Origin of the sequence: Stutzerimonas azotifigens DSM 17556 (genome assembly GCF_000425625.1) — a bacterium.
GTDB classification, from domain to species: Bacteria; Pseudomonadota; Gammaproteobacteria; order Pseudomonadales; family Pseudomonadaceae; genus Stutzerimonas; species Stutzerimonas azotifigens.
Genome location: NZ_AUDU01000018.1, coordinates 46,576 through 66,968, shown reverse-complemented (window position 1 = coordinate 66,968; position 20,393 = coordinate 46,576). Strand labels below are relative to the sequence as shown.

The window sequence follows — 20,393 nt, the reverse complement described above, 5'->3', positions numbered from 1 at the left end:
TGCCCACCGAATCCCTGTGGGAGGCCGCGCCCTCCCGACGGGCTTGCGGCATTCACCACATCCGTGTGGATTGCGCGTCCTCGCGGCGGCACTGCCCAGCCAAGGCCCCGGACATGGTTCTTCGTGGGAGCGGCCTTGGCCGTGAATGGCGGTCGGGGCTCGTTCGCGGTCGAGACCCATAAGAGCATCGCCCCGAGGTCGGGCCTCCCACAAAAAGCAGGCGATGCCCACCGAGTCCCTGTGGGAGGCCGCGCCCGCTCCCGACGGGCTTGCGGCATTCACCACATCCGTGTGGATTGCGCGTCCTCGCGGCGGCACTGCCCAGCCAAGGCCCCGGACATGGTTCTTCGTGGGAGCGGCCTTGGCCGCGAATGGCGGTCGGGGCTCGTTTGCGGTCGAGACCCGCGGTGCATGCCCGGTCGCAGGCAGAGCCTGCTCCTACAGCGGGGCGTACCGAGCCGTCAGGCCGTGCCGGCTTTTCCCTTCTTCCGCGACCCGCAGGGCCGGATGAGGGAGCGCGCGCGGCTGCCACGCTGAATGGCATCGGCGGTTGTCTTCTGCGATAGTGGCCAGCCGGGCCATCGCCCGGTCCGGCGACCGCCCACAAGGCCGTCGCCCCAAGACGCCTTTCCACCGCCGGAGCCCACCCCGCTTCGTGCCGTGCGTCCCTTCCTGCGTCTATCCGGCGCGCCCCGGCAACCCATCCGGTTGCCCTGGATCTGCCGTGCGCTTCACCGGCCGCGGTCGTTCATACAACAAGACATCGATCCACAAGGACGCTCTCATGAAACTGACTCGCTTGCTCGCGACGCTGGCCACCGCCGCCGCGCTGACTGCCGCCGTTACCGCCCAGGCCAAGGAATACTCGGTCTCCACGGTGCTCTCCGATGCCTTCCCCTGGGGCCAGGCCGCCCAGAAGTGGGCCGACCTGGTCAACGAACGCTCCGAAGGGCGCATCACCCTGCGCGTGTACCCGAACGCCCAGCTGGTCGCCGGCGACCAGACCAAGGAATTTTCCGCCATGCGCTCCGGCCTGATCGACATGGCCGTCGGCTCGACCATCAACTGGTCGCCGCAAGTGCCGGAACTGAACCTGTTCTCCATGCCCTTCCTGATGAACGACAGCGCCGACCTGGACGCCATCACCCAGGGCGAGGCGGGCAGGATGGCCTTCGCCGCCATCGACAAGCGCGGCATCGTGCCGCTGGCCTGGGCCGAGAACGGCTTCCGCGAACTGTCGAACTCGGCGCGGGCGATCCGCACGCCGGCCGACCTGGCCGGGCTGAAGATCCGCGTGGTCGGCTCGCCGCTGTTCCAGGACACCTTCACTGCGCTGGGCGCCAACCCCACCCAGATGAGCTGGGCCGACGCCAAGCCGGCGCTGACCACCGGCGCCGTCGACGGCCAGGAGAACCCGCTGTCGGTGTTCGACGTGGCGCGCATCGATCAGGTCGGGCAGAAGCACCTGACCCTCTGGCACTACATGGCCGATCCGCTGATATTCGCGGTCAACCAGCGCGTCTGGAAGGGCCTGCCGGAGGCCGACCGCGAGCTGCTGCGCCAGGCCGCCATCGACGCCGGCAAGTGGGAGATCGAGCTGTCCCGTTCGCTCGAGGCCAAGCGCCTGGAAGACATCCGCGCCCGCGGCGTGGAAGTCGCCGAGCTGACCGACGAGCAGCGCCAGGCCTTCGCCGAGGCCACCGCCAAGGTGCGCGAGCAGTGGACGCCGAAGGTCGGCGAGCAACTGGTCGAGGCCGCCCGCCAGGCCATCGCCCAGCCCTGATGTCGTGACCCGGCGGCCGTCCCCGCCGGGGTTCGAGGTAACCATGGACAAGCAACCGGATGCGCGCCTCGAGCGCGTGCTGGCCACGCTGGCCCTGACCGTCGTCGGAGTCATCAGCCTGGCCAACGTCGTCGTGCGCTATTTCACCGACGCCTCCTTCGCCTTCACCGAGGAGGTGTCCGTCTTTCTGCTGGTGGTGCTGACCTTCGCCGGAGCCTCGGTGGCCCTGCGGCGCAACCGGCACATCCGCATCGGCCTGCTGGAGCGGCTGTGCCCGCGCCTGCGCGTACCGCTGATCCTGCTGCAGTGGCTGGCCGGCGTGCTGGTGCTGGGGCTGGTGCTCTGGTACGGCGGCCAGTTCGCCCTGGAGGAATACCAGTGGGAATCGGAATCGCCCGGCCTCGGCCTGCCGAACTGGTGGTACGTGGTCTGGCTGCCGCTGCTGGCACTGCTGATGCTGGTGCGGCTGACCCAGATGACTGTCGATCGTCTGCGCGGGAGGCTCTCCGATGAGCCCTGATCTCTGGATGATCCTGAGCTTCCTGGCGCTGCTGCTGCTCGGCGTGCCGGTGGCCTTCGCGCTCGGCCTGTCCGGCGCCATCGGCATCCTCGCCGGGCTGTCGCCGGACATGCTGGCGACGCTCGGCACCAACACCTACAACGGCGTGGCCAAGTACCCGCTGATCGCCATTCCGCTGTTCATCCTCACCGGCCTGGTGTTCGAGAAGGCCGGCGTGGCGCTGCGCCTCGTGCGCTTCGCCCAGGCGCTGATCGGCCCGCGCCACGGCGGCCTGGCGCTGGTGGCGGTGCTGGTGTGTCTGATCATGGGCGGCATGAGCGGCTCCGGCCCGGCGGACGCGGCGGCGGTGGCGATGGTGATGATCCCCAGCATGACCCGCGCGGGCTACCCGAAGCCATTCTCGGCGACGCTGATCGCCGCCTCGGCCTCGACCGCGATTCTGATCCCGCCGTCGATCGCGCTGATCCTCTATTCCATCGTGGTGCCGGGCGTCGACCTGCGCGCGCTGTTCGCCGCCGGCCTGTTCCCCGGCATCCTCGCCGGGCTGGTGTTGCTGGTGCCGGCCTGGCTGCTGGCGCGGCGCTATGGCTGGGAGTCGCCGGAAGGCGCCGAGCGCCCGCCGCTGGGCGCGAGCTTCCGCCAGGCGCTGCCGGCGCTGTTCGCTCCGGTGCTGATCCTCGGCGGCCTGCGCAGCGGCCTGTTCACACCCACCGAAGCGGCGGTGGCCGGCGTCGCCTATGGCGTGGTGGTCGGCCTGTTCCTCACCCGCGAGCTGGACTGGCGCAGCCTCTGGCGTTTGTGCGGCGAGGCGGCGATCGTTTCCGGCGTGGTGATGCTGATCATCGCCCTGGCCGGCATCTTCGCCTGGGCCGGGACCATGCTCGGGACCTTCCGCCACCTGGCCGAGTGGCTGATCTCGCTGTCGGACAACGGCGCCATGCTGCTCCTGCTGGTGATGCTGGCGGTGCTGATCGCCGGCATGCTGCTGGACGCCATCTCGATCTACCTGATCCTGATGCCGATCCTCATCCCGGTGATGCAGCACTTCGGCTGGAACCCGGTGTGGTTCGGCATCCTGCTGGCGATGAACATCGCCATCGGCCAATTCACCCCGCCGGTGGCGATCAACCTGATGGTCACCGCCGAGGTGGCGCGGATCCGCCTGGAGCAGACCATCGGCTGGGCGCTGCTGTTCGTCGTGGTGATGGGCTCGGCGCTGCTGCTGGTGGCGCTGTTCCCGGAAATCGCCCTGTGGCTGCCGCGGGTGATGGGCTACGCGGTGTAGCGTGGGCCCCGGCCAGGCTCGCCGAAAGACAATCGCGGCCAAGCCCGCTCCCACGAAAGCCGAGAGACGGACCTGTGCAGGCCGTGTGTGAAAACGTCGCGAGCGAAGGTCAGGCAAGGCGAAAACAGGCGAAGAAGCGCAGTTTACAAGTGGTAAATGAGCATTTTGATCGGACTCGCGCCCGAGCCTGTTTTCAACGCAGCATGACCGAGCGCAGTAGTTTTCACACAGCCTGCGTGGGAGCGGTCTTGACCGCGAAGCTTTCCCTGAGGCCCTTCCCGCGCGCCCGAGGTGCAGTGAACCCCTCCGCTGACGTCGGGTCGATTGAAGCGTAGGCCGCACGCGGCCCTTTTCGGCCTTCTGGAGCGCTTCATGGACATCATCCGCATCATCATCGCCATCCTGCTGCCGCCGCTCGGCGTGTTCCTGCAGGTCGGCTTCGCCGGCGCGTTCTGGCTGAACATCCTGCTGACGATCCTCGGCTACATCCCTGGCATCATCCACGCCGTGTGGGTCATCGCCCGCCGCTGACGCGGGTCCGGATACCCTCGACGGCCTCTGCGCCCATCCCGCCTCTGGCCGCCGGATCGCTCTGTTCCGGGGCCGACAGGCCGGCCCGTTCGGGCTCGTCTTTTCCCTCCCTCTCGTCGTCCATTGCCGCTGCGCTTTTGTGCTGCGCTCGACATCGGTGTAGATTTTCCGCCTTTCCACCTGCCGCGAAGGGAACCTCTTCCGCGGCGAATACTCAAGAATGGCCGGGAATCGGAGCGAACCTGTTCGCTCCTCCGGGCTTATTCCGCCTGTCGGCCATGCCTCGGCACGCGGCGAGCCCCAACAAGGGAACCAGATGAGCGAGTCCTTCATCGAGCAGAAGCAGTTTCACCGCATCCTCAACCGCAATGTCGGCCTGCCGCTCGCGTTCGGCCTGCTCAGCGCCGTGTTCTTCTGTGCCATCGTCTACTACCTGCTGAGCGTCGCCCACTGGGTCGACCGCTCCATCAGGGGCGTGGCCGTGGCGCACGAGGCGCTGAGGGTGATGATCGACCTCGAGACCGGCATGCGCGGCTACCTGCTGGCGGGCGACCGCAAGTTCCTCGAGCCCTACGAGCGCGGCCTGCCGCTGCTGCAGCAGGAGTTCGACAACCTGCGTGAATTCGTCGCCAACCAGCCGCAGCAGCTGCGCCGCCTCGATCAGGTCGAGGCCCTGCATGCGCAATGGGTGGAGTACAGCCGCGAAGCGATCCGCCTGCGCACCGAGAACCTGCCGGTGGTGGACCTGGTGCGTTCCGACCAGGGGCGCCTGCTGGTCGAGCAGATCCGCGGGCTGTTCAACGACTTCATGGACGAAGAACGCCGCGTGCGCACCCAGCGCAACGACACGGCGGAGACCATGACCACCGCGCTGATCGCCGGCTTCCTGCTGTTCAGCCTGGTGTTCAGCGGACTGCTGGTGTATCTGGGGCGGCGCGACCTGCTGACGCTCTCCGACACCTACGGCACCGCGCTGCAGAAGCAGCAGGCGCATGCCCAGGCGTTGGAAAAGCAGGCCTGGTACCGCACCGGACAGATGCAGCTGAACGAGACGATCATCGGCGAACTGGCGTTGCCGGCGCTGGGCAAGGGCGTGCTGGGCTTTCTCGCGCGCTATCTGGACGTGGCGGTGGGCGCGCTCTACGTGCTCGAGGACGGCAAGCTGCAACGCACCGCGGAGTACGGCTACGACCCCGAACAGCTGGATCGCCACCGCACCCTGGCGCTCGGCGAAGGGCTGGTCGGACAGGCCGCGATCGGCCGCGAACAGCTGCTGCTCGATGCGCTGCCGGCTGGCTATCTCAAGGTCAGCAGCACGCTCGGCGACACCCCGAGCCAGGCGGTGCTGATCGCGCCGATCATCAACAACGGGCAGGTCAACGCGGTGCTCGAGCTCGGCTTCCTGCGCCCGCTGCGCGAGGAGGACGGCGAGCTGCTCAGGCGTGTGTCTGACAACATCGGCTCGGCGATCGAGGCCGCCCACTACCGCGAGCGCCTGCAGCGCATGCTCGCCGAGACCCAGCAGCTCAACGAGGAGCTGCAGGTGCAGCAGGAAGAGCTGCGCGCCGCCAACGAGGAGCTGGAAGAACAGTCCAACGCGCTGAAGGAATCCCAGGCCCATCTCGAGGAGCAGCAGGCCGAGCTGGAGCAGACCAACGAGCAACTCGCCGAGCAGGCCCGCATCCTCGCCAACCAGCGCGACCAGATGGACGAGAAGAACGAGCGCCTGCGCATGGTCCAGCTGCTGCTTGAGGAGCGCGCCGAGGAGCTGCAGCGGGCCAGCCGCTACAAGTCCGAATTCCTCGCCAACATGTCCCACGAGTTGCGCACGCCGCTCAACAGCTCGCTGATCCTGGCCAAGCTGCTGGCCGACAACCCCGAGGGCAACCTCAGCGACGACCAGGTGCAGTACGCCCAGTCGATCTATGCGGCCGGCAACGACCTGCTCACGCTGATCAACGACATCCTCGACATCGCCAAGGTCGAGGCCGGCAAGCTGGAGGTCCGCCCGGAGCCGACCAGCCTGCAGCGCCTGGTCGACAGCCTGAAGAGCGTGGCCATGCCGCTGGCGCAGGACAAGGGCCTGCGCTTCGAGGCGCAGATCGACGAGGACCTGCCGGCCACCCTGTACAGCGACCGCCAGCGCGTCGAGCAGATCCTCAAGAACCTGCTGTCCAACGCCCTGAAGTTCACCGAGCAGGGTTCGGTGACGCTGCATGCGCACCGCCACCCGTCCGGGCAGATCGCCTTCAGCGTCACCGATTCGGGCATCGGCATCGCCCCGGATCAGCTGGAGGTGATCTTCGAGGCCTTCCGCCAGGCCGACGGCACCACCAACCGCCGCTACGGCGGCACCGGCCTCGGACTGTCGATTTCCCGCGAGCTTGCCCAGCTGCTCGGCGGCACCATCGAAGTCCGCAGCCAGCCCGGCGCGGGCAGCACCTTCACCCTGCTGCTGCCGGAGCGCTACGAGGCGCCCGCCGAGGAACCCCGGGCACCGGCAGCGGCGAGCGCACCGGCGCCCGTGGCACCGAGGCCGAGCGAAGCGCCGGCGCCTGCCGCGGCGCCCCCGGTGCCGGTGGAGAAGTTCGAGGCGCCGCGCTTGCCGGACGACCGCGACGCCTATCCGTTCAAGGAACGCAGCGTGCTGGTCATCGAGGACGAGCCGCAGTTCGCGCAGATCCTCTACGAACTGGCGCACGAGCTGAAGTACAGCTGCCTGCTGTCGCAGACCGCCGACGACGGCTTCGACAGCGCGGTGCGCTTCCAGCCCGACGCCATCCTGCTGGACATGCGCCTGCCCGACCATTCCGGCCTCACGGTGCTCGAGCGGCTCAAGGAAAACCCCGCGACCCGGCACATCCCGGTGCACGTGGTCTCGGTCGAGGATCGCAAGGAGACGGCGCTGCACATGGGCGCGGTCGGCTACGCGCTCAAGCCCACCAGCCGCGAGGATCTCAAGGAGGTGTTCGGCCGCCTGGAGGCCAAGCTGGCGCAGAAGGTTAAGCGCGTGCTGCTGGTCGAGGACGACGCCCGCCAGCGCGAGAGCGTGTCGCGCCTGATCGAGGACGTGGACGTCGAGATCACCGCCGTCGAGTACGGCGAGCAGGCGCTGCAGCTGCTGCGCGACACCCTGTTCGACTGCATGGTCATCGACCTCAAGCTGCCGGACATGGACGGCCACCAGCTGCTCGAGCGCATGGCCCAGGAGGAGATCTGCTCCTTCCCGCCGGTGATCGTCTACACCGGGCGCAACCTGACGCGCGACGAGGAAGCGGCGCTGATGAAGTACTCGCGCTCGATCATCATCAAGGGCGCGCGTTCGCCCGAGCGGCTGCTCGACGAGGTCACGCTGTTCCTGCACAAGGTCGAATCCGACATGCCGCTGGAGCGGCAGAAGATGCTGCGCAGCGCGCGCAGCCGCGAAAAGGCCTTCGAGGGCCGCAAGATCCTGGTGGTCGACGACGACGTGCGCAACGTGTTCGCGCTGACCAGCGCGCTGGAGCACAAGGGCGCGCTGATCGAGATCGCCCGCAACGGCCACGAGGCGATCGCCAAGCTGCAGGGCGACAGCGACATCGACCTGGTGCTGATGGACATCATGATGCCGGAGATGGACGGTTTCACCGCCACCCGCGAGATCCGCAAGGATCCGCGCTTCGCCAAGCTGCCGATCATCGCGGTGACCGCCAAGGCGATGAAGGACGACCAGGAACGCTGCCTGGAGGCCGGGGCCAACGACTACCTGGCCAAGCCGATCGACCTGGACCGGCTGTTCTCCCTCATCCGCGTGTGGTTGCCCAAGGTGGAGCTGCTGTAGATGGTCGACCGGACCGTGGAAATCGAGCTGAAGCTGCTGTTCGAGGCGATCTACCTCAAGTACAGCTACGACTTCCGCGAATATTCCGGCGCCTCGCTCAAGCGCCGCGTGCTGCTGGCCCTGCGCGAATTCGGCTGCGAGACCGTCTCGGCCCTGCAGCAGCGCATCCTCCACGAGCCGCAGGTGTTCGCCGAGCTGCTGCAGTACCTCACCATTCCGGTCACCGAGATGTTCCGCGACCCGGCCTACTTCCGGGCGCTGCGCGAGCACGTGGTCCCGGTGCTGCGCACCTACCCGTCGCTGAAGATCTGGGTGGCGGGCTGCAGCACCGGCGAGGAGATCTACTCGCTGGCCATCCTGCTGCACGAGGAGGGGCTGCTGGAGCGCTCGATGCTCTATGCCACCGATATCAACCCGCGCTCGCTGGAGCGCGCGCGGCAGGGCATCTTCGACATCAACCACGTGCGCAAGTACACCCGCAACTACCAGCTCGCCGGCGGCACCCGCAGCTTCGCCGACTACTACACGGCGGCCTACGACTCGGTGCTGATCGACCGCCGTCTGCGCGACAAGGTCACCTTCGCCGACCACAGCCTGGCGACCGACAGCGTGTTCGCCGAGACCCAGCTGATTTCCTGCCGCAACGTGCTTATCTATTTCAACAAGGCCCTGCAGGACCGCGCCTTCGGTCTGTTCCACGAATCGCTGTGCCGGCGCGGCTTCCTCGGTCTCGGCAGCAAGGAAACGGTGGAATTCTCCGGCTATGCCGATCGCTTCGAACCCTTCGCCAAGGAGGAGCGGATCTTCCGCAAGACATGAGCAGCCCGTCGCTTGGATCCTCGGTGACCGGACGTCGCGTCGATGCCGTGGTCATCGGCACCTCGGCCGGGGGGCTCGAGGCCCTGTCCGCCGTGGTCGCCGACCTGCCGGCCGACTTCCGCCTGCCGCTGCTGGTGGTGCAGCACGTACCGGAAAGCGGGCCGACCCAGCTGGCCGAGATCTTTTCGCGCAAGACCGCCCTGCGGGTGCGGGAAGCCGAGGACAAGGAAGCCATCGCCGGCGGTACGCTGTACTTCGCCGCCCCCGGCTATCACCTGATGATCGAGCAGGATCTGACCCTGGCGCTCAGCCAGGACGACCCGGTTCACTATTCGCGGCCGTCGATCGACGTACTCTTCGAGTCGGCCGCCGACGTCTGGGGCGAACGCCTGGCCGGCGTGCTGATGACCGGCGCCAACGAGGACGGCGCCGCCGGCCTGCTGGCGATCCAGCGGGCCGGGGGAATCGCCATCGTCCAGGACCCGGAGGAGGCCGAGGTGGATATCATGCCCCTCGCTGCCCTGCAGCGACTGGTTCCCGATCATCTCTTGCCTTTGCGCGGCATCGCCGAGCTGCTGCGTGCCCTGGAGTGACGACCATGCCCCACAACACCGATGAAGCGAACCTGCTGATCGTCGACGACCTGCCGGAGAACCTCCTGGCGCTCAACGCGCTGCTGCAGGCCCCGGGGCTCAAGGTGCACCAGGCCGAGTCGGCCGAAGAGGCGCTGGAACTGCTGCTGCGCCACGAGTTCGCGCTGGCCATTCTCGACGTGCAGATGCCGGGCATGGACGGTTTCCAGCTGGCCGAGCTGATGCGTGGCACCGAGCGCACCAAGCACATTCCCATCGTCTTCGTCAGCGCCGCCGGGCGCGAGCTCAACTATGCCTTCAAGGGCTACGAGAGCGGCGCGGTGGACTTCATGCACAAGCCGCTCGATGCCCACACGGTGCGCAGCAAGGTCAACGTGTTCGTCGACCTGTATCTCAACCGCAAGCGCCTGGACCGCCAGCTCGAGGCGCTGGAACAGAGCCGCCGCGAGCAGGAGGTGCTGCTCGACGAACTGCGCAGCACCCAGGCCGAGCTGGAGAACGCGGTGCGCATGCGCGACGACTTCATGTCGATCGTCTCGCACGAGCTCAAGACCCCGCTGAACACCCTGATCCTCGAGGTGCAGCTGCGCAAGCTGCAGATGTCGCGCGAGCATTTCGAGCCGTTCGGCAAGGAGCGCCTGCAGCAGATGGTGGAAAAGGACGAGCGGCAGATTCAGAGCCTGATCCGCCTGATCGACGACATGCTCGACGTGTCGCGCATCCGCACCGGCAAGCTGTCGATCCGCCCCAGCCGGATCGACCTCAGCGAGCTGGTGGCGCGGGTGGTCGAGGCCTTCACGCCGCAGATGGCGGCGCATGGCTGCGAGCTGCGCTTCAGCAGGCCGGCGCCCATCATCGGCGTGTGGGACGACTTCCGCATCGAGCAGGTGCTGGCCAACCTGCTGACCAACGCGCTGCGCTACGCCGGCGGCAAGCCGGTGGACGTCGCGCTCGGGGTGGTCGACGGCGAGCGCGTGTGCATCCTCGTGCGCGACCAGGGCAAGGGCATCAGCCCGCAGAACCTGGAGCGCATCTTCTGCCAGTTCGAGCGCGCCGAGGGCAGCGAGTCGAGCGCCGGCCTGGGGCTGGGGCTGTTCATCGCCGACCAGATCGTCGGCGCCCACGGCGGGCGCATCACGGTGCAGAGCGAGGAGGGCCGCGGCGCCACCTTCAGCGTGCTGCTGCCGCTCAACGGCGTCTGAAGCTCCCGCTGGCGCCGGCGCTACAGCCAGGTGGACAGGGTCAGCGAGCCGAACTGGTCGTGCTCGTCCTGTCCTTCGAACTCGTGGGTCCGCCAGACCGTGGCGAACGCCAGCTGCCAGCGGCTCCAGGTCAGCGCCAGGCCGACCTTGGCGTCGCCGACCCACTCGCGGCGGTCCACCGAATGGCTGTCCTCGAAGGTGTTGCCGTCCAGCAGCATGTTGTGCGCCATGTAGCGCCCCTCCAGTTCGGCGAAGCCGTACCAGCCGAAGCTTTCGGCCGGCGTGAAGAACTGGCTGCCGCTGCTGGCCGGCGTCACCGCCGGAATGCCGAAACTGCGCCCGAGCCGCTGGCCGAAACGCAGGCCCAGGCTGCCGGAGGCGTAGGTGTAGAGGTTGCCCGCCGCCAGGCCCAGGCCTGGGCCGTACTCGAACTCCAGCCCGCCGAGGCGTTGCTGCAACAGCCAGCGGTGGGTATAGGCGAGGTTGACGAAGGGCTCGTTCTCCAGCTGGTGGTCCCAGCCCTTGGGCTCGTCGCTGTCGGTCGCCTTGTGGACCTGCCGCTGGATCTTTTCCGCGCCGGCGCCCGGGCCGACCAGGCCGACGTCCAGGTGCAGCCCCTTGGCTTCGCGCCAGCCCTGGTGCGGGACGTCGCCGAACACCGACAGGCCGGCGAAGACCAGGCCGGCATAGGGCCGGTCGTCTTCGATCAATCCGGCGCGCTCGATGTCGTTCGGCGTGTAGATCTGGTGGCCGAAGCGGTAGGCGACGTTGTCCACCTCGTCGGCGCGCCAGCCGGGCAGGCTGCCGGCCAGGCGCCGGCTCCAGTGTCCGCTGTCCGGCTCGAAGCTCCAGAACAGCTCGAAACCGTTGCTGTAATGGCCGTCGTCGCCGCTGGCGAGAAGGTCGTTTTCGATTTTCAGCGAGAGCGCGTCCGCCGCCGCGAGGGTGGGAGACAGGGCGAGCAGCAAGGCGAGGGGCAGGGCTGCCGGTGATCGGTAAGAAGACATGAAAGCTCCTGTCGGTCGTTACATTCAGCACAGTATGTATAGACCCTTCTCGCCGCTGCGTCGTTCGGCCGCTCGCCTGTCTGCCTGCACGCCGGGCCCCGGGCTGGTGGGCGTGACGGCGTGGGAGTAGGCTTGGCTGCCCGCCGGGCACTCCCTTCCTGACCGAGCCTGACATGGACTTCGTAGCCGAACCTTCCCTGTTGCTGATCCTGGGCGGCGTCGCCCTGTTCGCCGGATTCATCGATACCCTGGCCGGTGGCGGCGGGCTGATCACCATTCCCACGCTGATGCTGGCGCAGATGCCGCCGCTCCAGGCGATCGCCACCAACAAGCTGCAGGGCACCTTCGGCAGCCTCACCTCGACCCTCACCCTGCTGCACAAGCGGCAGATGACCCTGGCCGAGATCCGCGTGCCCTGCATCGCCGCCTTCGTCGGCGCGGCGCTGGGGGCGGTGGTCGTGCAACTGATCGACGTTTCGGCGCTCGAGGTGCTGGTGCCCTTCGTGCTGGGCTTCATCGCGCTGTATTTCCTGCTGGCGCCCGGGGCCGGGAGCCTGGAGCGCAAGCCGCGCATCGGCACGCGACTGCACCGCACCGTGGTGGTGCCGCTGATCGGTTTCTATGACGGTTTCTTCGGGCCGGGCACCGGTTCGTTCTTCTCGCTCAGCGAGGTGGCACTGCGCGGCCGCGACCTGATCCGCGCCACCGCCAACGCCAAGGCGATGAACTTCGCCAGCAACGCGGCGGCGCTGGTGATGTTCGTGTTCGGCGGCAAGATCGTCTGGCTGGTCGGCGCGGTCATGGCGGTCGGCCAGCTGCTCGGCGCCTACCTCGGTTCGCTGGCGGTGGTCGGCGGCGGCGCGCGGTTGATCCGGCCGATCATCGTACTGGTGTGCTTCGCCATGATCGGCCGTTACCTGTACCAGAACGGCTATCTGTGAAGGCCGCCGGGGGCGGGGTCGGCGGAGCTCCGGCAGGGTGAACGGAACGGCTGCCAGGCGTGCAGCAGCGCCAGCCAGAGCATTGCGGCCAGGGCGCCGAGGGTGGCCAGGGCCATGTCCTTCTGCGCATCCCAGGGATCGTTCTGAGTGCCGAGATAGGTGCGTCCGAGGCCGCCGCCGAGCAGCTCGGCGCCGGTCCATTCGATCAGCTCGTAGATCGCCGAGGTCGACAGCGTCACCTCCACCGGCAGCACGTAGCTCCACAGCCCAGGCCGCAGCCCCAGGCGCAGCATGATCTCGCGCATCGGGTAGGCCAGCAGCAGCCCGTAGCACAGGTGCACCAGGCGGTCGTAGTGGTTGCGCTGCCAACCGGTGACCTCGCTCAGCGTCTGCCCGGTCAGCGCCTGCCACCAGTCGTCGTAGGGCACCTTGGCGTAGGTGTAGTGCGCGCCGAGCTGGTGCAGGCAGAGGTAGGCGAAGATCAGCGTCGCCGCCGCGCGTGAGGGCTGGTAGTGGCGGTAGCCGACCAGCAGCGCGCCGACCACCGCCACCACCAGGAGGTTTTCCAGCAGCCAGTCATGCCGATCGAACGGGGCGATGGCCGACATCGCCCAGAGCACCGCGTAGGTCATGAGCAGCGCCAGCAGGTAGCGCCGAGGAGCCGGTTCCAGCTGCATGTTCCCTCCGGGAAGTCCCAACGTTCCTATTGAGACCGCAACGGAGGGCGAGAGAGCCCGAGAAAGGCGTTTCGCCGTCGGTCGGTGTGCGGATGGGCAGGCCGCTCGGCTCAGCTGGCCTGCTCCAGCCAGGGCTCGAACGGGTCCGGCAGGCCCAGCCAGCCTTCCACGCCGCGCGCCAGTTCGGCGTCGTCCAGCAGGCAGGCGTCCAGCTCGCGGTGCAGTCGGTCGAAATCGATGTTCTGGCCGATGAACACCAGTTCCTGGCGGCAGTCGCCAACCTCCGGCGCCCAGTTGCGGCGGATGGCGGCGCGCGCCTCCTCGTCCTGCGGCCACTGGGTGCGCGGCACGTGGCGCCACCAGCGCCCGGCGTAGCCGTAGCGCATCAGGCCGCCAGCCTGCGACCAGCTGCCGGCTTCCTGCGGGCGGCTGGCGAGCCAGAAATAGCCTTTGGAGCGCAGCAGCCGGCCGTTGCGCCACTCGCGGTTGAGAAAGTCGAAGAAGCGCTGCGGATGGAACGGCCGGCGCGCCCGGTAGGCGCTGGACGCGATGCCGTACTCCTCGGTCTCCGGCAGGTGCTCGCCGCGCATCTCCTGCAGCCAGCCGGGCGCCTGGGCGGCGCGCTCGAAGTCGAAGCGACCGGTGTCGAGGATCGCCGCCAGCGGCACGCGGCCCATGCTCATCGGCAGGATTTCGGCGTGGGTGTTGAGCCGCCGCAGGATGGCGGTGAGCTCGTCGCGCTCGGCCTGGGAGATGAGGTCGATCTTGCTGATCAGCAGCACGTCGGCGAACTCGACCTGCTCGATCAGCAGGTCGGTGATCGAGCGCTGGTCCTCCTCGCCGAGCGTCTCGCCTCGGCTCGCCAGGCTCTCGGCCTCGTGGAAGTCGCGCAGGAAGTTCACCCCGTCCACCACCGTGACCAGGGTGTCCAGGCGCGCGAGGTCGGAGAGGCTGCGGCCCAGCTCGTCGCGGAAGGTGAAGGTCTCGGCCACCGGCAGCGGTTCGGAAATGCCGGTGGACTCGATCAGCAGGTAGTCGAAGCGGCCCTCGCGGGCCAGCCGGCTCACCTCTTCGAGCAGGTCCTCGCGCAGCGTGCAGCAGATGCAGCCGTTGCTCATCTCCACCAGGCGTTCCTCGCCGCGGTTGAGGGCGACGTCGCGCTGCACTTCGCTGGCGTCGATGTTGATTTCGCTCATGTCGTTGACGATCACCGCCACCCGGCGGTCGTCGCGGTTGCGCAGCACGTGGTTGAGCAGGGTGCTCTTGCCGGCGCCGAGAAAACCGGACAGCACGGTGACGGGCAGGCGGTTATCCATGGTGCGTTCCTCAGGTGTCACGGTGGTGTTTCTCCTGTCGTTCGCGGCGCTCCTTGGCCTCGATGCAGAGCGTCGCGGTGGGGCGTAGCAACAGCCGGCGCAGGCCGATCGGCTCGCCGGTGTCCTCGCACCAGCCGTACTCGCCGCGGGCGAGCCGGCCGAGCGCTTCGTCGATCTTGTCCAGCAGCTTCTTCTCCCGCTCCAGCAGCCTGAGCTGCCACTGGCGGTCGGCCTCGGCACTGCCGATGTCGGCGGGATCGCCGCCCGGCGCCTGTTCGCGCAGGCTCCGGAATTCGTTTTCGATGCGGTCCTGCAGGGCCTGGCGTTCGCGCAGCAGCATGGCGCGGAAGAACGCCTGCTGTTCTTCGTTGAGGTAGGCCTCGGGTGGCTGGGCCAGCAGTTCGGCTTCGGTGTGGATGGTCATGGGCGTCGGGTTGTCGTTCGTGACTGTTATAACATAACATTTATTCGCTCGACCGCAATTCGAGCCGCGTGGGATTCGCGGCTCGCCCAATCCGTAGCGCCCGAATGCGGCGTTCCGTTTTCGTTCACAGCCGGTGCGAGCGCCACCGGCATCGGTGTGGAGACGCCCCCATGCAATGCAGACCGAACCCCCTGGCCCTGGCCGTCACCCTGGCGCTGGCACCGCTGGCCTGGGCCGAGGAGCCCCTGGAACTGGAATCGACCGTGGTCAGCGCCAGCGGCCTGGGCAGCCAGCGTCACCGGATGACCACCCCGGCCGAGGTGCTCGAAGGCGAGGAACTGGTGCAGCGCCGCGAGGCGACCCTCGGCGAGACGCTGGAAGGGCTGCCGGGCGTGCGCTCGGCGAGTTTCGGCGCGGGGGTCGGGCTGCCGGTCATCCGCGGGCAGTCCGGCGCGCGGGTCAAGGTGCTGAGCGACGGTGTGGACGTGCTGGACGCCTCCACCATCAGCCCGGACCACGCGGTCACCAGCGAACCGCTGCTGGCCGAGCGTATCGAGGTGCTGAAAGGGCCGGCGACTTTACTCTACGGCGGCGGGGCGATCGGCGGGGTGGTCAACGTCATCGACCGCAAGATCCCGACCTACGTGCCGGAGGCCGGTTACGAGGGCGAGCTCGAGCTGCGCGGCAACACCGCCGCCAACGAAGGCGCGGGTGCCTTCGGCATCACCGCCGGCGCCGGTCATTTCGCGCTGCGCGCCGAAGGCGTCAAGCGCGATGCCGACGCCTACGAGATTCCCGGCTCGCCGAGCAAGCAGGCAGGCTCCTACAACGACACCGACAGCTACAACCTGGGTGCCAGCTTCATCGGTGAACGCGGCTACCTGGGCATCGCCTTCGGCGAGCAGAACAACCGCTACGGGCTGCTGGCGCACGAGCACGCCGACTGCCATACCCACGGTCCGTCCGACTGGCACTGCTCCGGTCACGACGATCACGACCACGATGACGACGACCATGACCACGACCACGAGGAAGAACACGATCACGAGCACGGCGGCGTGCCCTACGTCGACATGCAGCGCAAGCGCTGGGACCTGCGCGGCGAGCTGGCCGACCCGCTGCCGGGCTTCGAACTGGCGCGCCTGCGGGTCGGTCACAGCGACTACCAGCACGTCGAGGTCGAGGGCGGCGAGGTCGGCACGCGTTTCGAGAACAAGGCCACCGACGCCCGCGTGGAGCTGACCCACGCGCCCCTGTACGGCTGGCGCGGCGTGCTCGGCGCGCAGACCCTGCGGCGCGACTTCGAGGCGCTTGGCGAGGAGGCCTACGTGCCGCCGACGCTCACCCGCAACCATGGATTGTTCCTGCTCGAGGAATACGTCATCGGCGACTGGCGGCACGAATTCGGTCTGCGCCACGAGTGGCAGGAGATCGACGCCCAGGGCGCTCCGGACACCCGCCACCGCGGCAACTCGCTGTCGCTCGGCAGCGTCTGGACCTTCGCCCCCGACTACTCGCTCGGCTTCTCGCTGACCCGCTCGCAACGCCTGCCAACCGCCGAGGAGCTGTACGCCGACGGCCCGCACGCGGCGACCCGCACGGTCGAACTGGGCAACCCGGACCTGGACGAGGAGACCTCGCACAACGCCGAGCTCACGCTGCGCAAGTTCGCCGGCCGCACTACCTTCACCCTGAGCCTGTATCGCAACTGGGTCGACGACTTCATCCACGCCGCGGACACCGGCCACGACGTCGGCGGCGGCTACCGCGAGATCGAGTACCGCCAGGCCGACGCAGTGCTCACCGGGGCCGAGGGCGAGGTGCGCTTCCAGGCCACCGAGGCGACGGCGCTGACCCTGTTCGGCGACCACGTGCGCGGCAAGCTGCGCGACGGCGGCGACCTGCCGCGGATACCGGCCGATCGCCTCGGCGTGCGGGTCGACCAGCGCCTTTCGCCGAACCTGGACGGGCGCCTGGAGTTCTACCGGGTCGACCGCCAGGACGATATCGCCGCCTACGAGACCGAGACGTCCGGCTACAACATGCTGTCGGCCGGCCTCAGCTATCACGGACAGCTGCGCAGCACGGACTACCAGCTGTACCTGAAGGCCAACAACCTGCTGGACGAGAAGGCCCGCGAGCACACGTCCTTCATCAAGGACGAGGTGCTGCTGCCCGGCCGCAACCTCACCCTGGGCGCGCGGCTGTCCTTCTGACGCCGAGCCGGCCGGCCGCTCGTCCGAGCGCGCCGGCCGTGCAGCCGAGGCAATCGAAAAATCCTGCGAGCCGGCTCTGCCTGCGACCACGGATACCTTCCTCGTGGCACAGCAGGGTGGGCTTCAGCCCACCAATCGCGCCGGTGGGCTGAAGCGGTGCGCCGCCCGGCCCCCCCCAGGGCCGATGGCTTCCTTCAGCCACGGGGGGAGGGCCAGGTTCCCGAACATCGGCGATCGCCAGGTAGACCGGCAGGCCCGCGGACTTTAGCCATGAGCCAATCGAGTTTCCGTATATACGGATATCCGTATATGATGCCCGCTCACCCGCAGCCTGGTCCGCCCATGACCGATCCGCTGAATCCCTCGCTCGTCTTCAAGTGCCTGGCCGATGACACCCGGGCGCGCATGAGCCTGCTCCTCGCCCGGGAAGGCGAACTGTGCGTCTGCGAGCTGACCCATGCGCTGGACCTGAGCCAGCCGAAGATTTCCCGCCACCTCGCGCCGTTGCGCGCGGCCGGGCTGCTGGAGGACCGCCGCAGCGGCCAGTGGGTCTACTACCGGCTGCATCCCGGTCTGCCCGAGTGGGTCGTGCAGATGCTGACGGCGGTCGCCGAAGCCAACCACGCCTGGCTCGAAGCCGACGCCAGGCGCCTTCGCCAGATGGGCGACCGGCCGGCGCGCGCCGCCGGCTGCCGCTGATTCCTCCTCACCAAGGACGCCAACCTCCGATGCTGCTGGCCCTGCCGATCTTCCTGTTCACCATCACGCTGGTCATCTGGCAGCCGAAGGGGCTCGGCATCGGCTGGAGCGCCTGCCTGGGTGCCGTCATTGCCCTGCTCAGCGGCGTCGTTTCGCCGGGTGACATCCCGGTGGTCTGGGGTATCGTCTGGAACGCCACCGCTACCTTCATCGCCATCATCGTCATCAGCCTGCTGCTGGACGAGGCGGGCTTCTTCGAATGGGCCGCGCTGCACGTGGCGCGTTGGGGGCGGGGCAGCGGCCGCCGGCTGTTCGCCTTCATCGTCCTGCTCGGCGCGGCGGTATCGGCGCTGTTCGCCAACGACGGCGCGGCGCTGATCCTCACCCCGATCGTGATTGCCATGCTGCTGGCGCTCGGCTTCTCGCCGGCGGCGACCCTGGCCTTCATCATGGCGGCCGGTTTCATCGCCGACACCGCCAGCCTGCCGCTGGTGGTCTCCAACCTGGTCAACATCGTCTCGGCCGACTACTTCGGCATCGGTTTCGCCGAATACGCCTCGGTGATGCTGCCGGTGAACCTGGTGAGCATCGCCGCGACCCTCGGCGTGCTGCTACTGTACTTCCGCAAGGACCTGCCGGGCCGCTACGCGCTGACGGCGCTGAAGGCGCCACGCGAGGCGATCCGCGATCCGGCCACCTTCAAGGCGGGTTGGTGGGTGCTGGCGCTGCTGCTGATCGGCTTCTTCGTCATCGAGCCGCTGGGCGTGTCGATCAGTGTGATCTCGGCGGTCGCCGCGCTGGTGCTCTACCTGATCGCCGCCCGTGGTCACGTGATTTCCACGCACAAGGTGCTGCGCGAGGCGCCCTGGCAGATCGTGGTGTTCTCGCTGGGGATGTATTTGGTGGTCTACGGGCTGCGCAACGAGGGCCTCACCGACCACCTCGCCGGGCTGCTGCAGCTGTTCGCCGAGCAGGGGGTCTGGGGCGCGGCGCTGGGCACTGGGCTGCTGGCCGCAGTGCTTTCGTCGATCATGAACAACCTGCCGACCGTGCTGATTGGGGCGCTGTCGGTGGATGCCGCCGGAGCCACCGGCGCCGTCCACCAGGCGATGGTCTACGCCAACGTCATCGGCTGCGACCTGGGCCCGAAGATCACCCCGATCGGCAGCCTGGCGACGCTGCTCTGGCTGCACGTGCTGGCGCGCAAGCGGATCGTCATCGGCTGGGGCTACTACTTCAAGGTCGGCTCGCTGCTGACCCTCCCGATCCTGCTCGCCACCCTGTCGGCGCTGGCGATACGCCTGAGTTTCTGAGCCTGGAGGTTCCATGCAGATCCTGTTCATGTGCACCCACAACAGTTGCCGCAGCATCCTGTCCGAGGCGGTGTTCAACCACTTGGCGCCGGCCGGGATGCGCGCGGCGAGCGCCGGCAGCCAGCCCAGCGGTCGGGTGAACGAGCGCGCTCTACGTACGCTGGAGGCCGCGGGGATCGCTACCGAGGGGCTGTCGAGCAAGGACTCGGCGCTGTTCGAGCGCAACCCGCCGGACTTCGTGGTGACCGTCTGCGACCGTGCCGCCGCCGAAGCCTGCCCGGTCTTCCTCGGCCTCTCGACCAGGGTGCACTGGGGGCTGGCCGACCCCTCGGCGGTGGTCGGCAGCGACGCCGTGATCGAAGCCGCCTTCGCCGACACCCTCGCCATCATCCGCCGACGCGTCGAGGCCTTCCTCGCGCTGCCGTTCGACAGCCTGGACGGCGAAGCGCTGAAGGCGCGCGTGGCGGAGATCGGCCGCCTGTGAGACCTAACCCGGAGACCGACGCCATGAACGAAGCGCTGCCGAACGTCGAACCGCAACTGCTGGACGTCCCGACGCTGGAGAAACTAGGGGCCGCGCGGATGTCCGCGCACAGGCCGCGCATCCTGCTGCTCTACGGATCCAACCGCGAGCGCTCGTTCAGCCGCCTGCTGGTGCAGGAGGCCGCGCGCCTGCTCGAGACCTTCGGCGCCGAGACGCGAATCTTCCACCCCGCCGAGCTGCCGCTGCCCGACACGGTGCCGGACGACCACCCGAAGGTGCGCGAGCTACGGGAACTGATGACCTGGTCGGAAGGGCAGGTCTGGTGTTCGCCCGAACGCCACGGCTCGATGAGCGCCGTGTTCAAGGCGCAGATCGACTGGGTGCCGCTGGCGATGGGCGCGGTCCGTCCGACCCAGGGCAAGACGCTGGCGGTGATGCAGGTCTGCGGCGGCTCGCAGTCGTTCAACGTGGTCAACCAGCTGCGCGTGCTCGGTCGCTGGATGCGCATGTTCACCATCCCCAATCAGTCGTCGGTCCCCAAGGCATTTCTGGAGTTCGACGAGGCTGGGCGAATGAAGCCCTCGTCCTATTACGACCGGCTGGTCGACGTGATGGAAGAACTGGTGAAGTTCACCCTGCTGCTTCGCGATCGCCGGGATTACTTGGTCGACCGTTATTCCGAGCGTAAGGAGTCGGCGGAAGAACTGTCCCGGCGTGTGAACCAGCCCTCGATCTGATTCGACAGCTTCACAAGTTGTTCAGG

At 68.1% G+C, this 20,393-nt stretch carries 18 protein-coding genes; 14 read left to right on the top strand and 4 right to left on the bottom strand.

Going from position 1 to position 20,393, the window contains the following annotated elements; all coding sequences use genetic code 11:
- The first annotated feature begins 784 nt into the window (after positions 1–784).
- The 8 genes from H610_RS0102100 to H610_RS0102060 all read left to right on the top strand — a co-directional run bounded on the left by H610_RS0102100 (position 785) and on the right by H610_RS0102060 (position 10,553).
- Positions 785–1,783, top strand: a complete 999-nt coding sequence (locus H610_RS0102100; RefSeq protein WP_028238137.1) for a DctP family TRAP transporter solute-binding subunit — start codon at positions 785–787, stop codon at positions 1,781–1,783.
- A 43-nt stretch (positions 1,784–1,826) separates the two neighbouring features.
- Positions 1,827–2,303 carry a TRAP transporter small permease gene (locus H610_RS0102095; protein WP_028238136.1) on the top strand — a complete coding sequence of 159 codons (477 nt, stop codon included), beginning with the start codon at positions 1,827–1,829 and terminating at the stop codon, positions 2,301–2,303.
- Positions 2,293–3,588 carry a TRAP transporter large permease gene (locus H610_RS0102090; protein WP_028238135.1) on the top strand — a complete coding sequence of 432 codons (1,296 nt, stop codon included), beginning with the start codon at positions 2,293–2,295 and terminating at the stop codon, positions 3,586–3,588. Before H610_RS0102095 ends, H610_RS0102090 begins: the two co-directional genes overlap by 11 nt.
- A 372-nt stretch (positions 3,589–3,960) precedes the next feature.
- Positions 3,961–4,119, top strand: coding sequence for a YqaE/Pmp3 family membrane protein (locus H610_RS24715; RefSeq protein WP_043237400.1), 159 nt, complete (start codon positions 3,961–3,963; stop codon positions 4,117–4,119).
- Positions 4,120–4,435: 316 nt separating this feature from the next.
- A complete protein-coding gene (locus H610_RS0102075) occupies positions 4,436–7,939 on the top strand; it encodes a response regulator (protein ID WP_028238134.1) in 3,504 nt (1,167 codons plus the stop codon).
- A complete protein-coding gene (locus H610_RS0102070) occupies positions 7,940–8,758 on the top strand; it encodes a CheR family methyltransferase (protein ID WP_028238133.1) in 819 nt (272 codons plus the stop codon).
- Positions 8,755–9,351, top strand: a complete 597-nt coding sequence (locus tag H610_RS0102065) for a chemotaxis protein CheB (protein ID WP_028238132.1) — start codon at positions 8,755–8,757, stop codon at positions 9,349–9,351. The genes H610_RS0102070 and H610_RS0102065 overlap by 4 nt, the downstream gene beginning before the upstream one ends.
- A 5-nt stretch (positions 9,352–9,356) precedes the next feature.
- Positions 9,357–10,553: a hybrid sensor histidine kinase/response regulator gene (locus H610_RS0102060; RefSeq protein WP_028238131.1), complete on the top strand. Its 1,197-nt coding sequence runs from the start codon at positions 9,357–9,359 to the stop codon at positions 10,551–10,553.
- Between the two features lie 20 nt (positions 10,554–10,573).
- Here H610_RS0102060 and H610_RS0102055 read toward each other — a convergent pair whose 3' ends face one another.
- Positions 10,574–11,560, bottom strand: a complete 987-nt coding sequence (locus H610_RS0102055; protein ID WP_051231431.1) for a lipid A deacylase LpxR family protein — start codon at positions 11,558–11,560, stop codon at positions 10,574–10,576.
- A gap of 173 nt (positions 11,561–11,733) precedes the next feature.
- Between H610_RS0102055 and H610_RS0102050 the strand changes: the two genes are divergently transcribed.
- Positions 11,734–12,501, top strand: coding sequence for a TSUP family transporter (locus tag H610_RS0102050; protein WP_028238129.1), 768 nt, complete (start codon positions 11,734–11,736; stop codon positions 12,499–12,501).
- On the opposite strand, the gene H610_RS23080 is transcribed toward H610_RS0102050, so the two are convergent.
- The 3 genes from H610_RS23080 to dksA all read right to left on the bottom strand — a co-directional run bounded on the left by H610_RS23080 (position 12,492) and on the right by dksA (position 14,918).
- Positions 12,492–13,178 (bottom strand): DUF2238 domain-containing protein, encoded by a 687-nt coding sequence (locus tag H610_RS23080; protein WP_084166350.1) that lies wholly within the window; start codon positions 13,176–13,178, stop codon positions 12,492–12,494. The genes H610_RS0102050 and H610_RS23080 overlap by 10 nt on opposite strands.
- A gap of 110 nt (positions 13,179–13,288) precedes the next feature.
- Positions 13,289–14,494 carry a zinc metallochaperone GTPase ZigA gene (gene zigA / locus H610_RS0102040; protein WP_028238128.1) on the bottom strand — a complete coding sequence of 402 codons (1,206 nt, stop codon included), beginning with the start codon at positions 14,492–14,494 and terminating at the stop codon, positions 13,289–13,291.
- A gap of 10 nt (positions 14,495–14,504) precedes the next feature.
- On the bottom strand, positions 14,505–14,918 hold the full coding sequence (gene dksA / locus H610_RS0102035; protein WP_028238127.1) for an RNA polymerase-binding protein DksA: 414 nt from the start codon (positions 14,916–14,918) through the stop codon (positions 14,505–14,507).
- Between the two features lie 170 nt (positions 14,919–15,088).
- On the opposite strand from dksA, the gene H610_RS0102030 reads away from it, so the two are divergent.
- The 5 genes from H610_RS0102030 (at position 15,089) to arsH (ending at position 20,367) form a co-directional block, all read left to right on the top strand.
- Positions 15,089–17,134 carry a TonB-dependent receptor gene (locus H610_RS0102030; protein WP_028238126.1) on the top strand — a complete coding sequence of 682 codons (2,046 nt, stop codon included), beginning with the start codon at positions 15,089–15,091 and terminating at the stop codon, positions 17,132–17,134.
- Between the two features lie 342 nt (positions 17,135–17,476).
- Entirely contained in the window at positions 17,477–17,833 is a 357-nt protein-coding gene (locus H610_RS0102025) for a metalloregulator ArsR/SmtB family transcription factor (RefSeq protein ID WP_028238125.1), read from the top strand.
- Positions 17,834–17,862: 29 nt separating this feature from the next.
- Entirely contained in the window at positions 17,863–19,146 is a 1,284-nt protein-coding gene (locus H610_RS0102020) for an arsenic transporter (RefSeq protein WP_028238124.1), read from the top strand.
- A 13-nt stretch (positions 19,147–19,159) separates the two neighbouring features.
- Positions 19,160–19,630 carry an arsenate reductase ArsC gene (locus tag H610_RS0102015; RefSeq protein WP_028238123.1) on the top strand — a complete coding sequence of 157 codons (471 nt, stop codon included), beginning with the start codon at positions 19,160–19,162 and terminating at the stop codon, positions 19,628–19,630.
- A 23-nt stretch (positions 19,631–19,653) separates the two neighbouring features.
- Entirely contained in the window at positions 19,654–20,367 is a 714-nt protein-coding gene (gene arsH / locus H610_RS0102010) for an arsenical resistance protein ArsH (RefSeq protein ID WP_028238122.1), read from the top strand.
- Positions 20,368–20,393 lie beyond the last annotated feature (26 nt).

Coding starts and splice junctions, on each gene's coding strand:
- H610_RS0102100 (WP_028238137.1), top strand. CDS start 785: ATGAAACTGACTCGCTTGCTCGCGACGCTGGCCACCGCCGCCGCGCTG.
- H610_RS0102095 (WP_028238136.1), top strand. CDS start 1,827: ATGGACAAGCAACCGGATGCGCGCCTCGAGCGCGTGCTGGCCACGCTG.
- H610_RS0102090 (WP_028238135.1), top strand. CDS start 2,293: ATGAGCCCTGATCTCTGGATGATCCTGAGCTTCCTGGCGCTGCTGCTG.
- H610_RS24715 (WP_043237400.1), top strand. CDS start 3,961: ATGGACATCATCCGCATCATCATCGCCATCCTGCTGCCGCCGCTCGGC.
- H610_RS0102075 (WP_028238134.1), top strand. CDS start 4,436: ATGAGCGAGTCCTTCATCGAGCAGAAGCAGTTTCACCGCATCCTCAAC.
- H610_RS0102070 (WP_028238133.1), top strand. CDS start 7,940: ATGGTCGACCGGACCGTGGAAATCGAGCTGAAGCTGCTGTTCGAGGCG.
- H610_RS0102065 (WP_028238132.1), top strand. CDS start 8,755: ATGAGCAGCCCGTCGCTTGGATCCTCGGTGACCGGACGTCGCGTCGAT.
- H610_RS0102060 (WP_028238131.1), top strand. CDS start 9,357: ATGCCCCACAACACCGATGAAGCGAACCTGCTGATCGTCGACGACCTG.
- H610_RS0102055 (WP_051231431.1), bottom strand. CDS start 11,560: ATGTCTTCTTACCGATCACCGGCAGCCCTGCCCCTCGCCTTGCTGCTC.
- H610_RS0102050 (WP_028238129.1), top strand. CDS start 11,734: ATGGACTTCGTAGCCGAACCTTCCCTGTTGCTGATCCTGGGCGGCGTC.
- H610_RS23080 (WP_084166350.1), bottom strand. CDS start 13,178: ATGCAGCTGGAACCGGCTCCTCGGCGCTACCTGCTGGCGCTGCTCATG.
- zigA (WP_028238128.1), bottom strand. CDS start 14,494: ATGGATAACCGCCTGCCCGTCACCGTGCTGTCCGGTTTTCTCGGCGCC.
- dksA (WP_028238127.1), bottom strand. CDS start 14,918: ATGACCATCCACACCGAAGCCGAACTGCTGGCCCAGCCACCCGAGGCC.
- H610_RS0102030 (WP_028238126.1), top strand. CDS start 15,089: ATGCAATGCAGACCGAACCCCCTGGCCCTGGCCGTCACCCTGGCGCTG.
- H610_RS0102025 (WP_028238125.1), top strand. CDS start 17,477: ATGACCGATCCGCTGAATCCCTCGCTCGTCTTCAAGTGCCTGGCCGAT.
- H610_RS0102020 (WP_028238124.1), top strand. CDS start 17,863: ATGCTGCTGGCCCTGCCGATCTTCCTGTTCACCATCACGCTGGTCATC.
- H610_RS0102015 (WP_028238123.1), top strand. CDS start 19,160: ATGCAGATCCTGTTCATGTGCACCCACAACAGTTGCCGCAGCATCCTG.
- arsH (WP_028238122.1), top strand. CDS start 19,654: ATGAACGAAGCGCTGCCGAACGTCGAACCGCAACTGCTGGACGTCCCG.